The organism is Paraburkholderia sp. SECH2 (genome assembly GCF_030464795.1).
Lineage (GTDB): Bacteria > Pseudomonadota > Gammaproteobacteria > Burkholderiales > Burkholderiaceae > Paraburkholderia > Paraburkholderia aspalathi.
The window spans coordinates 1-15,138 of the sequence record NZ_JALPRH010000030.1 but is presented as its reverse complement, the minus strand read 5'-3'; the positions used below and the strand labels follow the sequence as shown (position 1 = coordinate 15,138).

Below are 15,138 nucleotides of genomic sequence, written 5' to 3'. Positions count from 1 at the left end.
GTCGACGCACTTTCGATTCGAAGGTGAGAAGATTCGGGAGGCCTGCCCAAACGCAAACGCAGTCATCTGCGAATTACTTTCCATTCATATGGAGCGCGTTCCCAATGACGCCTGACGCTTTCGGTGAAGAAATCAAGGCAGCGCTGGCTCCGCACGCGGATGCCGGGCGCGCCGTCGCGATGCGCGCCTACATGCGCGACCAGTTCGAGTTCATCGGGGTGCCGACGCCGCTGCGGCGCAAAGCGACATTGCCGGTCTTCAAGCGGCTGCCTGTTGAAAACGCGGAACACCTGCTCGCGTGTGCACACGTCTTATGGGCGATGCCGCAGCGCGAATACCAATACGCGGCTACCGATCTGCTGGCGCGCAAGTGGAAGACGTTGGCGATCGCGGACATCGAGCATCTACTAACAATCGCTCAACGCAGCGCGTGGTGGGATTCGATCGATCCGCTGGCGGGTGTGGTCGGCGACATTCTGAAGTCGGCGCGCGGACAGACGCCGCACGCGCAAGCATGCATGGACGCGGCGCTCGAGCATGAATCGTTATGGGTTCGCCGTATCGCGATGATTCATCAACTCGGCTGGCGTGACGATACGGACGAGACGCGTTTGTTTGGTTATGCACGCTCGCTCGCCGCAGAGCCGGACTTCTTTATTCGCAAGGCAATCGGCTGGGCCTTGCGGGACTATGCGTGGCATGCGCCTCACGCGGTCAGCGGCTTTCTGATGACCGCGCGAGACATTCTGTCACCGCTCACGTTGCGTGAGGCGTCGAAGCATCTGCCGCCGATCCGCTGACGCGGCGAGCGCGAAACAACGGCCGTTAACGGCGTCGAAACGAAAAACTTTAGAAGAATATTTAATCCCTTTGGTGTGGCCAACCGCTCTGTAGTCATCGCTTAGTAATATGCGCCAGCAATACTCGGCAGCGCTGCAAGCTTGACTCGAATTAGCAAATAACGCGCTACCCCGATCGAGGGCGGACGCGAAGGCCATACCCCCGGGGGTTTCACATGACTATCCGTCATCGCATCACGCTATTGGTTGTCTTGATGTTCGTCGCCTTGTCGGCAATCGGTGGCTACGCCGTGTATCAAACGCGCGGCAGCGCAGGCGAAGTGCGCAAGGTGACCGAGGGCGTCGTCCCCAGCGCGCTGGCTTCCGCCGACCTCGTCTCGCAAGTGAAAGACGTACAGCTCGCAACCATGACCCTGGTCTATGCGCCGGACGCCAACATGGTCGCCCAGGCACAAGACGAACTGAAAAAGAAAAAGGCCTCGTTGCAGCAGGCTCTCGCGCTGCAAGGCAAAGATGCCGCGAGCCATGCCCAGCAAGGTCTCGTCTCCCAGGCCAACGACAGCCTCGAGAACTACTTTTCCGCAATCGCCGAGACGGCGAAGATGAAGGCCGGCGGCAAGAACGAACTCGCGCAAGCGTATCTGTTCGCCAACGTCGCGCAGTATCGCGACGAACTCGAAGGCATTGTCGAAACCCTGCGTGTTGAGAAGAACCGCCAGAAAGACGATGCGATCACCGCACTGAACGCCACGCTTTCCACCACTACGACGGCCATCGCCGTCGTGACCGGTATCGCGATCATTCTGCTGACTTTCATCGGCACGCTGCTCTACCGTCAGATCACCCGTCCGCTCAGCCGCATGCAAGCGATGATGAGCGAGATCGCTTCGAGTCAGGATTTCACGCGGCGCGTGCCGGTGGGCCGGTTGGATGAGATCGGCCATTCGATCGTCGCCTTCAACGGCATGATCGAAAAGATTCAGGAAAGCTCGGCGCAACTCAAGCAGAAAACCGCCGACATCCAGGCGATGTTGCAGAACATGCAGCAAGGTATCTTGACGGTGATCGACGGCGCCGTAATCCACTCGGAGTACTCGGCGTATCTGGAAGACATCTTCGAAACGAAAGACATCGCCGGGCGCGGTCTGATGGATCTGGTGTTCTCGGATACGGATCTCGGCTCGGACGTGCTCTCGCAAGTCGATGCGGCCACGCATGCATGCCTCGGCGAGGACTGCATCAACTTCGCGTTCAATCAGCATCTGCTGGTCGGTGAAATTTCGAAGCGCATGCCCGATGGCCGCGTGAAGATTCTCGACCTCAGTTGGTCGGCAATCACCGACGAAAACGACGTTATCGGGCGTTTGATGCTGTGCGTGCGCGACGTTACCGAACTGCGCAAGCTTGCTGCGGAAGCCAGCGAACAGCGCCGCCGTCTCGACATGATCGGCGAGATTCTCGCGGTGAGCGAAGAGAAGTTCCATCACTTCATTGAAAGCTCCGCGGGTTTCGTCAGCGAGAACGAGCGCATCATCCGCAAGCATTCGGAAGCGGACCATGCGGCGATCGCCGAACTGTTCCGCAACATGCACACCATCAAGGGCAATGCGCGGACCTATAACCTGGCGCACCTGACCAACGTCGTCCATGAAACCGAGCAGAGCTATCACGAACTGCGCCAACCGGACGCGGACCGCTCGTGGGATCAGGAACACCTGATGCAGGAGCTGACGCGCGTCCGCGAGGCGATCGAGAGTTACGCGAAGATCAACGAACATAGCCTCGGCCGCAAGAGCAAGGTCGGAGCGAATAATGCCGGCAATGCGGGCCGCTATGTGATGGTCGAGAAGGAGCAGATTCAGCGGACCTTGAGCATGCTGGACAAGACGAACGCCGGCGAACTCCACGAATTGCAGTCGATGCGCGACGCGCTGCGCCAGACCTTGCGCGCATTGGGTAGCGAAAGCGTGAGGGACGCGCTCTCCGGCGTGCTGGACTCGCTGCCTTCGTTGGCGCAGGAACTGGGCAAGCCGGCGCCGGTCGTGCGCATCGACGACAACGGCTACCGTCTGCGCGGCCAGGCAGGCGGTACGTTAAACAACGTGTTCATGCATCTGCTGCGTAATTCGATGGACCACGGCATCGAAGCCGCCGAGGCGCGCAGCGCACACGGCAAAACGCCGGCCGGCACCATCGACATCGAAGTGGGCGTGGACAGCGGCGCGCTGCAGATCACACTCAGCGACGACGGCCGCGGCCTCGCACTCGAACGGATTCGCGGCATTGCCGCCGAGCGCGGCTGGATCGGCAGCGACGAACACCCGAGCGATGAAGCCATCGCCGAATTCATTTTCCGGCCGGGCTTCTCGACTGCCGCAACGGTGACGGAAGTATCGGGCCGTGGCGTCGGCATGGACGCGGTGCGCGACTTCCTCAGGCGCGAGAACGGCCGCATCGAACTGCGCTTCACCGACGATCACAAGGGCGCTTCGTTCCGTCAGTTCCAGACGATCGTCTGCCTGCCGGATAGCTTCGCCGTCGACACGCTGGGTGTGGCGGCGCGCGGCGATGCCAGTGAACTGCAACTCGACGCGATGGCGGATTGACCGTTGGTCGGAGCGCCGATTGACGCGCTTCGCGACGGACTTCGGAAGGATAGGTTGTGATTCAACAGTACGTATTGGCGGCGATGGCGGGCAGCGCGGTAACCGCGCTGCTGGCTTTTGTCGTGCACAAGTTGCAAAGCGCGAGGCTGACGGCACGGTTGCGTGACGAAGCAGAAGCACGGATCAAGGCGTTATCGGCGGCGCAGGCGGACCACGCCGAAGCGATCCGCGAACGCGAACAGGCCGCGCAGGAGATGGAAGCCCTGGCCGCGCAGTTGCGTGAGGAACTGGGGCAGCAATCAGCCAGCGTCGACGAACTGCGCGTAACGTTGAAAGCAGCGACTGACGACAAAGACCGGTGGGCGCATCAGGCGCGACAGATCGCCGGCGAAGCCGCGCGTCTGAAGAGCCTCGGCGCCACGTTCGAGCGTTGGCACGAGCAGATGATCTCGCTGATGACGCAGAACCACGATATGCACGCGAAGAATCAGGAGCTCTCGTCGATCGTCCGGCATGTGGTGATCGTGTCGTTGAACGCGTCGATCGAGGCCGCGCGCGCGGGTCCGGCAGGACGTGGCTTCGCGGTGGTGGCGAGCGAGGTTCGGGCGCTCGCTGCGCGTTCTGAGGAATTGTCGAAAAGCTATCGCGACAGTCTGCACCGCAACGATCTGACCACCACGTCCACGTTCCAGGACATCCAGGCGGGTGGCAAGATGATCGCGGCGTCGCTCTCCAGCGTCGAATCGCTCGCCAATCAGTTCCACTCGAAGCTGCACCAGGTGCCGGCGTGATCACGAGCCAGGCGAAGGACAGCTTCGAACGCATTTTCCGCAAGGCGGCACAGGCGCGTTTGCCGCGGGATTCTGGCGATACGTGTGAGATCGCGCCGCTCAGCGAGGCCGGTGAGGGCGCAACGAAGGACACTCAGGTGGTCGTGCTGACCATCTCGTCGATCGTGTTCAGACTGCTGCTGATCCTGCACTTCGACGAAAACGACAGCACCCGCGGCTACTACCTGAAAGAAGGCGACGAGCGGCCGTTTCAGGAAGCGTTTCTGGAAATCTGCAATCTGTGCTGCGGCGCGATGAATCAGGAACTGCTGCGTTATTTCCCTGACCTCGGCATGTCGACGCCTTATGTGTTGAGCGCGCGTTGTCTGGGGCATCTGCCGGCATTGAAGCCGGGTTTGCTGTCGTCGTATTCGGTCACGCTGAACAGTTCCGTGCAGCTTGCCGCGACGGTATGCGTGTGTGCCCATGCGCCGATCGACTTCGTGGCCGATACGAGCGCAATCGAAGAATCCAGCGGTGAGCTGGAGTTGTTTTGAGAGTTTGGTGTTGACCATGACGTCGATATCCGCAGCGAGCAGGAACGCGAAATGAACATGAACAAGCCGGTCAGCAAGGTGCTGGTGCTCGACGATTGCCCCGTGCACAAAGCGGCGCTGAAGCGCTTTTGCGACGAGAACAATCTGGTTGGCGTGAAAGTCGGCAAGAACCGCTTGCAGTCGGTGCTGCGCTCGAACATCGATCTGGGTGCGGTTCTGTTTGCTGAAGGCTACGGCGGTTCAGCCGAAGCGAGCGCCGAGATTGCGATCAGGATCAACGCGGTGCGCCCCGAGTTGCCGATCATCATCCGACGGGATGACGATCCGAGCGTCGAAAGTCTGCCGGAGAGCTTGCGCCGTGTGGTCTGCGCGGCCTACGTCGCGCACGACATGGCGCCCTTGCGCAAAGTTATCGACGAATACATCTTCAGCCTGGATTATCCGAACGCGCTGGTGCGCGGCATCGCCGACATGACGCAGGCGATTCTCGGCGACGTGTTCAAGGACCTGAGCATCACGTGCGACACGCCTTATATCGTGCGCGACCGGATCATCTTCGGCGAGGTGTTCAGCCTGATTCCGCTGGAAAGCGCGTGGTGCCGCGGTTACATGATGATGCAGGCGGAAGAGGCGCCGATTCTCGAACTGATCGATCGTTATCGGATGAGCGAGCACGCGGAAGACGGCGAAGCAAATTTCCGCGATCTGAATGGCGTGCTCGGCGAAGTGACCAATCTGATCTGGGGGTCGTTCAAGAATCGCTATGTCGGCGATGCGGACGCCTGGCTGCGCAGCCAGGTGCAGGTGCCGCTGCTGGTGAATCACAAGCACAAGTACATCTCGTTCGGCAGCGGCAATCCGCAACTGTGTTTCATGTACTCGCTGACGGACCCGCAGACGGGCCGCTCGGTCAAGCTGCATCAACGTTTTGTGTTCAGCCTGAGCTGGTCGCCGGAAGACTTCAAGGAAGTCACGGACGACGTTGGTGCGATGGTCGAAGCGGGCGAACTGGATCTGTTCTGAATGTTGTCATAGGAAACAAACATGTCGAAAATTCTGGTGGTAGATGATTCGAGCACCGTGCGCGACGAAGTGGCCGGCTTTCTGAAGAAGAACGGTCTGGATGTCGACACGGCAGTGGACGGCAAGGACGGCCTTGCGAAACTGAAGGCCAGCCCGGGCATCAAGCTGGTGATCAGCGACGTCAACATGCCGAATATGGACGGCCTGACGATGGTCGAAAAGATTCGCGGCGAACTCGCGAACACGACCGTCAACGTCATCATGCTGACAACCGAAAGCAGCCCGGCGATGAAAGAGCGCGGCAAGGCGGCGGGCGTGAAAGGCTGGATCTTCAAGCCGTTCAAGGGCGACGCGGTGCTGGAAACGTTCCGCAAGCTGGCAAGCTAGACGCTGCACGCCGCGGCGAGCCGGCCAAAGGTGAGGGTTTTCGGGAGCCCGCGCGGCGGTGATTTGCAAAGCATGATTCGCTATAACGGCGGCGGTTGAAACACGCTAGTCTGCGAGCATGTGCCAACTGCTCGCCCTCAGCTGCGCCGAACCCACCGACGTCAGTTTTTCGCTGACGGGCTTTGCCGCACGCGGAGGTCTCACTGACCATCACGTGGACGGTTGGGGCGTGGCGTTCTACGAGGATCGCGCGTGCCGCGTGTTCGTAGATGAGAAGCCCGCGTATCAGTCGCCGGTGGCTGAGTTTCTGAAGAGCCATCCGATCAAGTCGCGTAACGTCGTCGCGCATATTCGCAAGGCGACTCAAGGCGGCGCGCGCGTGGAGAACTGCCACCCGTTCATGCGCGAGTTGCGCGGCCAGCAATGGGTGTTCGCGCATAACGGCGACCTGCAGCCGCTCGGTGAACCGGAGCAAGGTCCGTATGCACCAGTCGGCACGACCGACAGCGAAGCGGCGTTCTGCTTCATCATGAATCGCCTCTACGCGCATTTCGCCAATCATGCAGACACGAATGACGTCGACGCGGTATTCGACGTTATCGAGCAGGCGACGCACGCACTGAACCCGTATGGCATTTTCAACTTCGTGCTTTCGAACGGCACAGCACAGTTCGCGTATTGCTCGACGCGTCTGTCGTACGTGATACGTCACTGGCCGTTTTCGAGCGCGCGTCTCGTCGACGGCGACCTCTCAGTTGATTTCGCCGAGCGTGGCACGCCTGCGGATCGCACGGCAGTGATCGCCACCACGCCGCTCACCGATGAAGTCTGGACCACCTGCCAGCCGGGCGATCTGCTGATGTTCCGCAGTGGCGCGCTGTTGCGGCGCGCGCACGTACCCGTTCCTGCCGAAGTCCTCGCCACCGCGAAATACGCACCTTCCGAGTTGTCCGCCATCCCGGCGTGACATCGCGCCAACGCGTGGCCTTAGAAGCGCCCACGCTACCGGCATTTTCATATTCATCGAAGAATTCGTTAGTTTGCCGACACAAATTCCTCTCGTATCGTTGCGCCAGATTTAAACAAATACAACATTGATACGGGAACTCCAAAAATGAAACGTCTTTCTCTCCTCGCATTGCCCGCAGGTCTTTTGCTTGCTGCCGGCGCTCAGGCACAGAGCAGTGTCACGCTGTACGGCATCGTCGATGCCGGTATCGCCTATGTTCACAACGCACAAAACGCGAGCGGTCAGAATCAGTCGACGCTCGTGAAGTTCAGCAGCGGCAACCTGTCTGGCAGCCGTTGGGGCCTCAAGGGCACCGAAGACCTGGGCGGTGGCCTCGCCGCTGTGTTCCAGCTCGAGAATGGCTTCAACATCGGTACGGGCGCGCTTGGGCAGGGGAGCCGCGAATTCGGCCGCAAGGCGGTGGTCGGCTTGTCGAGCGGCACGTGGGGGACGGTCACCCTCGGGCGCCAATACGACCCGGTGGTCGATCTGGTTCAAGGTCTGACGGAAGACAACTACTTCGGCGGCGTGTTTGCCACGCCCGGCGACCTCGACAACTACGACAACAGTCTGCGCGTAAGCAACTCGGTCAAGTACGTGAGCCCGTTGTTTGCCGGCTTCCAGGTCGAGGCGCTGTACGGCGTGGGTGGTGTTGCGGGTGCGACCGGCAGCGGCCAGACGTATAGCTTCGGCGCGGCCTATGCAAACGGCCCGTTATCGCTCGGCGCAGCTTACTTCTACGCGAACGGCGGCAACACGACGACGACGGCGAATGTGCGTACGTGGACCAGCAGTTCCGATTCGCTGTTCAACACAGTCATCAACGCGGGCTTTGCGAGCGCCAAGTCGATTCAGATCGTGCGGGTGGGTGGACAGTATGTGATCGGCGCGGCAACGGTCGGTGCAGCTTACTCGAACACGCAGTACGCGAACGACACGTTCTCCGCTTTCAGCAGCACCGCCAAGTTCAACAACGGCTCGGTGTTCTTCAACTATCAGATCACTCCGGCCTTGCGCACGGGCGTTGGCTATAACTACACGTCGTTGACGGGTCCGAGTTCGGCACACTACAACCAGGTCAACCTCGGTGCGGACTTCGCGTTGTCGAAGCGCACCGAACTGTATGCGCTAGCGGGCTACCAGAAGGCGAGCGGCAACACGCTGAACGCGAGCGGCAAGGTGGTGATCGCGCAAGCCTCGATCGGCAGTTACGGCGTGAATTCAGGGACCAACAGCCAGGAAGTGGCAGTGGTGGGGATTCGTCACAAGTTCTGATTGCCTGGTTGAATGAGCCGGCTGCCCTGATGGCGGCCGGCGTCTTGAATGTCTTCACAAAGCTCAAAGGTGAGAATATTCGGGAGCGTGATGCGTCAGCGCACACGTGAGTTGCATCGCATCACTCCTCTTCACCTTCCGACAATTCCGTCGGCGACTCCCGCCAGCATTTTCCGAGCAGATCCGCCATCGGCGCGGAATGTGAGTGCCTGACACACGTCGCCTCTTACCTGGGTATGCAGATTACTCGACCCCTTCCAAAGGTGAGGGTTTGCGGGAGTAGCCGGTTCTGAACTACCGGTTGCCCGCCCAGCATGCCTTTGCGGCCTGCCCCCAAGCTCGAAAGGTGAGCGTTTTCGGGAGCGCTCCGATGGGCACTTTGCGCCTGATCCCGTTCGCTTCGTACCAAAGGTGAGATTTTTCGGGAGCTGATGCGCGCATCGCAGGGTGACTTGGCGAGCTTTCCCATATCACGTTCTGCGTTGAAAGAGTTGGGAAGAAATTGCCAACCTTGGGGGCTGTTCCGCGTTTTGAGAATAGCGGCATACAGGGAAGATGGCGACGCGGACGACAAGCGGTCAGCGGATTTGCTATTCCCGCAAGCCATCGCCTGTCTCTGAAAACCGATCGTCTCCTGGAATCAGTTGGATGAGTCAGCACATTCTCTTTGTTGGCGCCGATGCCGGTTTAACGGCAGTAGTGGGCGAATCTTTACGCGGGCAAGGCTGCGGCGTGTCCGCACGTCCGCATTGCGGCGGACTGAAGCACGTGGTCGAGACGGAGCGGCCGGCGTTGCTGGTGCTCGACGTCTCAGCGCCGCACGGCGACGGCCTTGCCGTATTGCGCGACTTGCGCATGAGCGGCAACGACGTGCCGGTGATTTTGCTGTCGGCGAGCAGCAAGGCGATCGATCGCGTGATCGGTCTCGAGCTCGGCGCCGACGATTTCATGAGCAAGCCCGCCGACCCTGCCGAATTGCTCGCCCGCATCCGCGTGCTGCTGCGCCGGCGTGGCGCGCTCGCGCCAGGCGCGCCGGAAACGCGGCCGCCGTACCGCTTCGGACGTTGCGAGCTGAACTTCTCCGCACGCGAATTGCGCCGTGATAACGAGCATTTCGCGCTGCGCAGCTCCGAATTCGCGTTGCTGAAAATCTTCGTCAATCACGCGATGACCGTCCTCACGCGCGTGCAACTCAACGAGAAATTGCGCGGTAATAGCGTGCTGCATCAAGGGCGAAGTCTCGATGTATCGATCTGGCGGCTACGGCGTCTGATCGAGATTGATCCTTCCGAGCCGCGCTATGTGCAGACGGTGTGGGGACGCGGCTATGTGTTCGTGCCGCACGGCGAGATTGGAGCGGCCGAGCGCGACGTGATGGTTGCGCCCGGCGTGTGAGGTTCGACGTTTCAGCCGAAAGGTGAGGTTTTACGGGAGCACGAAGCTCGCGTATCAGGCCTGCTTCGCGACCTCGCGAATGTCGGCCACAGGTGCTTGGCCGAATGCATCGCTGAAGGCGTAATCGAGCAACTGGGTGGCGCATTGTTCGGGCGTCGAAAGCTGGCCGTTGCGCTTGAGGTCTTCGAATTTTTCGCGCATCGGGAACTGTTCCTCGCCGCTGCTGCGAATCTCCGCCTGCATATTCGTATCGATCACGCCCGGCGCCAGGCTGCAGATACGCAGTGCGCGATTCGCGTCGAGTGCAACGGCGCGTGCATGATGATCGAGCGCGGCCTTGGTCGCGCAGTAGATGCTCCAGCCGGGATACGCATTGCGCGCCGCGCCGCTGGAAATATGCATGATGCGGCGGTCGGTCGCGTCGACGCTGGCCGCGGCGAGTGCGCTCGCCAGCATCAGCGGCGTGGCCACGTTCAGACTCACGGCGGTCGCGATGTCGGCGGCGTTCTGGCCTTCGATCGGACCGATCGGCTGGACCATGCCTGCGTTGTTGATCAACAGTACGGTCTGCGCGCCGCTGACGAAGCTGCGCAGTGCATTGGTTGCGACCCATTGCGCGACGCGCGTGGGATCTGCAAGCTCAAGCTCGATTTCGTCGAGCAGTGCCGGGAAACGCTCTTTGAGCGTGGCGTGACGCGAGCGGGACAGACCCAGTACCGCGACGCCGCGCGTCAGCAGTTGTTCAGTGAGAGACGCGCCGAGGCCGCGATTGTGGCCGGTAACGATCGCACGGATCGGAGAAGAGGCAGACATGTCGTTCCTTGTGATCGTTCGCTTGAGAAGACCGCTATTTTCTCACGCTATGTCTGATGCTTGCAGCGGCGCGGGTCTTCAGGCCGCATTCCGGCGGCGCGCTAGCCGCACTCCTGGCGCGTGCTCGTGTGGCCATCCTGCTTGCCTCAGGCAGAGCGAAAGCGCTCGCGATATTGCATCGGCGTGACGCCGATTCGCTTCGTGAAGACAATGCGCATCCGGTCCGCGGTGCCGAAGCCGCAGTCATACGCAATCGCCTTGAGCGCGGCATCGCTGCTTTCGAGCAACTTGCGCGCCGCATCCACGCGAGCACGCTCGACGAATTCATGCGGCGTCACCCTGGTTTCCTGCACAAACACGCGGGCGAAATTCCGCGCGCTCATTCCGGCGACGTCCGCCAGTTGTTTGACCGTAAAGCTCTCGCGAATCCGTTCCATGACGTGCGCCTGCACTTTGGCGACCGGCGAGGTGTCGTCAGCGGGTGCGGTCAGGTAAGGGCTGAACTGCGATTGACCGCCTTGCCGCTGTGCGAACACCACCAGCCGTTTGGCGACGGCGAGCGCCGTATGCGGCCCGTGATGTTCGGCGACCAACGCAAGCGATAGATCGATGCCCGCTGTTACACCCGCTGATGTGACCAGGTTGCCGTCACGCAGGTAGATCCGGTCGAAATCGACATGGGCTAGCGGAAACTGCTCGGCGAGTTGCGCCGCGTGCTGCCAGTGCGTCGTTACCTTGCGTGCGTCGAGCAGCCCCGCATGGCCGAGCGCGAACGCGCCGGTGCAGATCGAGCCGAAACGCTCGCATTGTGTGGCGGCTCGCGACAACCAATCCAGCAAACGTGTGTCGGGCGCGGCGCCATCGGGCAGTGAGGGGCCGCCTGCAACCAGCGCAAGATCAAACGGCCGGCGTGCCTGGTCGAACGTGGCATCGGCGACGAGCGTCATGCCGTTGGACGCACGCAGCGGACCCGGCTCCGCGCTGAGCAGCGTGACCTCATAGCGATCCTGCGGCGCGATGAAGCGATTGGCTTCGGAGAACACATCGACGGGACCGGCGACGTCGAGCGCCTGCACGCCTGGAAAGATCGCGATCGCGACGGTAGGCATCGAATGATCTCCTTTGACGATGGATGGGAATCCGCGGCCCGCGGCAGTCAACGCGGTGCGTTTGGCAGTGTTCAACGGTCCGCGGCGATTGCCCGCGACGGCTTGCTGACCAATACTGAGCTTCATCGGACGCGCTGCTCGACGGGTCAAATAAGCAGCCAGAAAAAGCATCGCGGACCAGCATACCAAACGCGCTATCGAGTCACAAAGACCGCGCGTCGGGTTCACTCAAGTCTTTCATGGAGCACATCACATGACCACGATCGCAGGCATCCACATTCCCGACAGCATGATGGCGCGCGAAGCCACGCAGCTTGTGCGCGATACCGAAACCGAGTTGCTCTATCACCATTCGCGGCGCGTGTTCCTGTTCGGCTCGCTGGCCGGTGCGCGCAAGCAACTCAAGTATGACCCCGAGCTGTTGTACATCGGCGCGATGTTTCATGACATGGGGCTCGTCGCGCCGTATAGCAGCGAGCATGATCGCTTCGAGGTGGACGGCGCCAACGCGGCGCGTGATTTTCTGCAGCGCCACGGCATCGGCGAAGACGATATCGAGCAGGTGTGGAATTCGATAGCGCTGCACACCACGCCCGGGATTCCGCAATATATGAAGCCAGTGGTCGCACTGGTGACCGCGGGCGTGGAGATGGATGTGCTGGGCCTCGCCTATGACGAATTCACCGAACACCAGCGCCATGAAGTGATCCACGCCCACCCGCGCGGCGCGCATTTCAAGGAAGGCATCATCGACGCATTCGCGCATGGCACGATCCACAAGCCGGAGACGACCTTCGGCAACGTGAAGGCGGACGTGCTGGCGCTGAAGGACCCGCATTATCATCGCGAGAATTTCTGCACGATGATTTTGGGGTCGTCCTGGAAGGATTAATTAGTCGGCGTGCCGCGGCGAAAATGACAGCCGCGCAGAAGAAATATTATCGGCGCAATTTTCGTCCAGCATGTCATTTCCAGTCAGCGTTCGCGACTAAGGCCATGAAACACCCGGTCGATCGTGTGCAGCGGTCAGCCCAGGGTGTTGCACCCTCAGACCCGGCAGTGCAACGGATTCATCGCGGCAAGCCAGTCTGAGCACTTGAGTGTCGCTTATGCAGCCCTCCTTGAAGCCGGGCTGCTCACGTAAGACTGGAGATGAAATGAAATCGATCCGAGCCGCACTGATGTGCGGATTGCTGCCGCTCGCGCTTGTCGCGGGTTCTGTGCAAGCACAGGGAATAGGACGTGCCGGCACCTATCTGATGCCACCCGAGTACAGCATGATGATGGACAAGCTGAGCCCTGAACAGCGCGCTCAGGCCATCGGCATCCAGCAAAAAATGATGCAGATGGACATGGAGTATCAGGACACGATGGCGCAGATGGAGATGAAGCACGCGCACGAGATGATGCAGATGCAAAATCAACTGCTGGATATTTTCAAAGGCCATTGACGCTCACCGCGGTTCGACCGGTTCGCGTGTGGACTCACGTCTGACGCGGCCCGGTCATCCCCTGCCATGCAACGCGGCGATCTCCTGCAAATCGAGATCCCGCTCCAGTTCGGTTAGCAGTTCATCGTGAATCATCCCCGACCGATGCATCCGCAACAACTCGCTGCGACCGGCTGCCACGGCGGCGAGCACAACGTCGTAATGGGCGACACGAACATCGGCGGGATATTCCGTCACATGCTGGTAGGTGTCCGTCATCTGCGCCCGATAGCTGTATTGCTCTAGTAGGCGTGGATGAATTACTTTTCCGTCGGCGTCGTGCACGAGCGGTTGGATCGCGGCGAATTGTGCCGCTTCGAGTCTCGCCCACGCCTGAGGCTCCGTCAAATGCTGTTCGTTGTGCTCCTTCACGCTATCCAGTTTGACCCAGCGAATCAGTGCACCGATCGTGGTCCCTTGTCCGAGCACGGTCACGAGAATCACCGCGAACGATGCCACCAGAATCAGATCGCGCCCCGGCATTGCCTCTGGCAACGAGAGCGCGATTGCCAGCGTCACCACGCCACGCATGCCGGCCCAACTCGTCACCGTCGACGAACGCCAGTCGAGCGCAATGTTTGCGCTCCGCGTCACCTTGCACACGAGTCCCTTCAACCATTCGACGGCAAACACCCATACGAAGCGCGACAGCACGACGGCTGCGATCACTGCGCCGACAGCGGGTGCGAACGCGGTCCACGCATCTCCGACGCCGCCCAGCCGCACGATCACGCCGCGCAGCGACAGCCCGATCAGAAGGAACACGAGCGCTTCCATCAGGAAGATCAGGACCTGCCAGAAAGCCGTGCCGCGCATGCGCACCGAGGCAGAGAAAACTTCGTGCTGGTGCCAGCCCAGCACCATCCCGCAACTGACGGTCGCGATGACGCCCGAGACGTCCAGCATGTCTCCTGCGATGTAGCTGAGCCACGGGGAGAGGGCGGATGCGGTGATGATGAGGTAGACGTCGTCGAGGTAGCGCAGCAGCCTGACGACCACGAAGCCGATCGCGATGCCCACTGCCACGCCACCCAGGCCGAGCACCGCAAACCGCTCGACCGCGTGTTGAGCGTTGAACGTGCCGGTCAGCGCGGCCGCGACGGCGAAGCGGAACAGCACGATGCCGGCGGCGTCGTTGAGCAGGCTTTCGCCTTCGAGGAGCACCATCAACCGGCGCGGCAGCGCGACGCGTTCGAGTACGGCCTTTGCAGCGATGGCGTCAGGTGGCGAGACGACCGCGCCCAGCGCGAAGCACGCGCTCCACGGTAAGGCCGGCACGACCCAATGCACGACCAGACCGACCGCGAGGGTCGTGAAGGCGACGGCGCCGATCGCTAGCAGCAGGATGCCGCCGAAATTGCGCTTGAATTCGTCCCATACGGAGAAGTAGGCGCCGTCCATGAGGAGCGGCGGCAGGAACACGACCAGGACCAGCTCGGGATCGAGGTTGATGCGAGGGAGTCCAGGCACGAAGGCCATCGCGGCGCCACCGACCAGAAGTGCCGCGGCCGGAGGGAGTCGTAGCCGCTTGGCGAGCAGTTGAAGACCGATCATCGCGCCGAGCGACAGCAGGACGAGTTTGAAGCCCATGACGGAGGACATGCGGGAGCCTCGGCGGGTGGCTGGGGATTACTTTTTATCACAGAGCAAGGTCGTTGCCTGCAGTCCATTGTCTGCAGTTGAGTAGACGGACGATACAGCTATTGCATCAAGCACTTGAGGTGACTGTGCGCAGCTTGTCCACAGGTTTGCCAACAATTTGTGGGGACAAGTTTTTTGGATGCTCGGCGCTTGTTTTGTCAGTGTTCTTCGCGCTTTGGCCTTTCCTTGAATTGTTAGTGGTCTATTCGTGTTGCCCCTGTGCGGGGCGGCACTTACTTTCTTTGCCGCCGCAAAGAAAGATA

The 15,138-nt window shown here is 60.9% G+C and carries 15 protein-coding genes; 11 read left to right on the top strand and 4 right to left on the bottom strand.

The window, feature by feature from the left end:
- Nucleotides 1-104: 104 nt before the first annotated feature.
- The 9 genes from M0D66_RS32670 to M0D66_RS32630 all read left to right on the top strand — a co-directional run bounded on the left by M0D66_RS32670 (nt 105) and on the right by M0D66_RS32630 (nt 9,822).
- Nucleotides 105-800 carry a DNA alkylation repair protein gene (locus M0D66_RS32670; protein WP_211705716.1) on the top strand — a complete coding sequence of 232 codons (696 nt, stop codon included), beginning with the start codon at nt 105-107 and terminating at the stop codon, nt 798-800.
- Between the two features lie 215 nt (nt 801-1,015).
- On the top strand, nt 1,016-3,406 hold the full coding sequence (locus M0D66_RS32665) for a HAMP domain-containing protein (RefSeq protein WP_266212570.1): 2,391 nt from the start codon (nt 1,016-1,018) through the stop codon (nt 3,404-3,406).
- A 56-nt stretch (nt 3,407-3,462) separates the two neighbouring features.
- Nucleotides 3,463-4,197: a methyl-accepting chemotaxis protein gene (locus tag M0D66_RS32660; RefSeq protein ID WP_200654615.1), complete on the top strand. Its 735-nt coding sequence runs from the start codon at nt 3,463-3,465 to the stop codon at nt 4,195-4,197.
- Nucleotides 4,194-4,733 (top strand): hypothetical protein, encoded by a 540-nt coding sequence (locus M0D66_RS32655; protein ID WP_093634357.1) that lies wholly within the window; start codon nt 4,194-4,196, stop codon nt 4,731-4,733. The genes M0D66_RS32660 and M0D66_RS32655 overlap by 4 nt, the downstream gene beginning before the upstream one ends.
- A 51-nt stretch (nt 4,734-4,784) precedes the next feature.
- A complete protein-coding gene (locus tag M0D66_RS32650; protein WP_211705714.1) occupies nt 4,785-5,756 on the top strand; it encodes a chemotaxis protein CheX in 972 nt (323 codons plus the stop codon).
- A 21-nt stretch (nt 5,757-5,777) separates the two neighbouring features.
- Nucleotides 5,778-6,143 (top strand): response regulator, encoded by a 366-nt coding sequence (locus M0D66_RS32645; RefSeq protein ID WP_266212568.1) that lies wholly within the window; start codon nt 5,778-5,780, stop codon nt 6,141-6,143.
- A 118-nt stretch (nt 6,144-6,261) separates the two neighbouring features.
- Nucleotides 6,262-7,110, top strand: coding sequence for a class II glutamine amidotransferase (locus M0D66_RS32640; protein ID WP_266212567.1), 849 nt, complete (start codon nt 6,262-6,264; stop codon nt 7,108-7,110).
- Nucleotides 7,111-7,257: 147 nt separating this feature from the next.
- Nucleotides 7,258-8,427: a porin gene (locus M0D66_RS32635; protein ID WP_211705712.1), complete on the top strand. Its 1,170-nt coding sequence runs from the start codon at nt 7,258-7,260 to the stop codon at nt 8,425-8,427.
- Between the two features lie 648 nt (nt 8,428-9,075).
- Nucleotides 9,076-9,822, top strand: coding sequence for a winged helix-turn-helix domain-containing protein (locus tag M0D66_RS32630; protein WP_093634360.1), 747 nt, complete (start codon nt 9,076-9,078; stop codon nt 9,820-9,822).
- Nucleotides 9,823-9,876: 54 nt separating this feature from the next.
- Here M0D66_RS32630 and M0D66_RS32625 read toward each other — a convergent pair whose 3' ends face one another.
- Nucleotides 9,877-10,635 (bottom strand): SDR family oxidoreductase, encoded by a 759-nt coding sequence (locus tag M0D66_RS32625; protein ID WP_211705711.1) that lies wholly within the window; start codon nt 10,633-10,635, stop codon nt 9,877-9,879.
- Between the two features lie 146 nt (nt 10,636-10,781).
- Nucleotides 10,782-11,744 carry a GlxA family transcriptional regulator gene (locus tag M0D66_RS32620; protein WP_211705736.1) on the bottom strand — a complete coding sequence of 321 codons (963 nt, stop codon included), beginning with the start codon at nt 11,742-11,744 and terminating at the stop codon, nt 10,782-10,784.
- 253 nt (nt 11,745-11,997) lie between these two features.
- Between M0D66_RS32620 and M0D66_RS32615 the strand changes: the two genes are divergently transcribed.
- Both M0D66_RS32615 and M0D66_RS32610 read left to right on the top strand, forming a co-directional pair.
- A complete protein-coding gene (locus M0D66_RS32615) occupies nt 11,998-12,636 on the top strand; it encodes an HD domain-containing protein (RefSeq protein ID WP_200617603.1) in 639 nt (212 codons plus the stop codon).
- Nucleotides 12,637-12,901: 265 nt separating this feature from the next.
- On the top strand, nt 12,902-13,195 hold the full coding sequence (locus M0D66_RS32610) for a hypothetical protein (protein WP_200652326.1): 294 nt from the start codon (nt 12,902-12,904) through the stop codon (nt 13,193-13,195).
- 54 nt (nt 13,196-13,249) lie between these two features.
- On the opposite strand, the gene M0D66_RS32605 is transcribed toward M0D66_RS32610, so the two are convergent.
- Nucleotides 13,250-14,836 (bottom strand): Na+/H+ antiporter, encoded by a 1,587-nt coding sequence (locus M0D66_RS32605; protein WP_211705710.1) that lies wholly within the window; start codon nt 14,834-14,836, stop codon nt 13,250-13,252.
- A gap of 27 nt (nt 14,837-14,863) precedes the next feature.
- Nucleotides 14,864-15,138, bottom strand: a 275-nt coding sequence (locus M0D66_RS32600; protein WP_266212566.1) for a hypothetical protein, incomplete at its 5' end; no start/stop codon positions are given.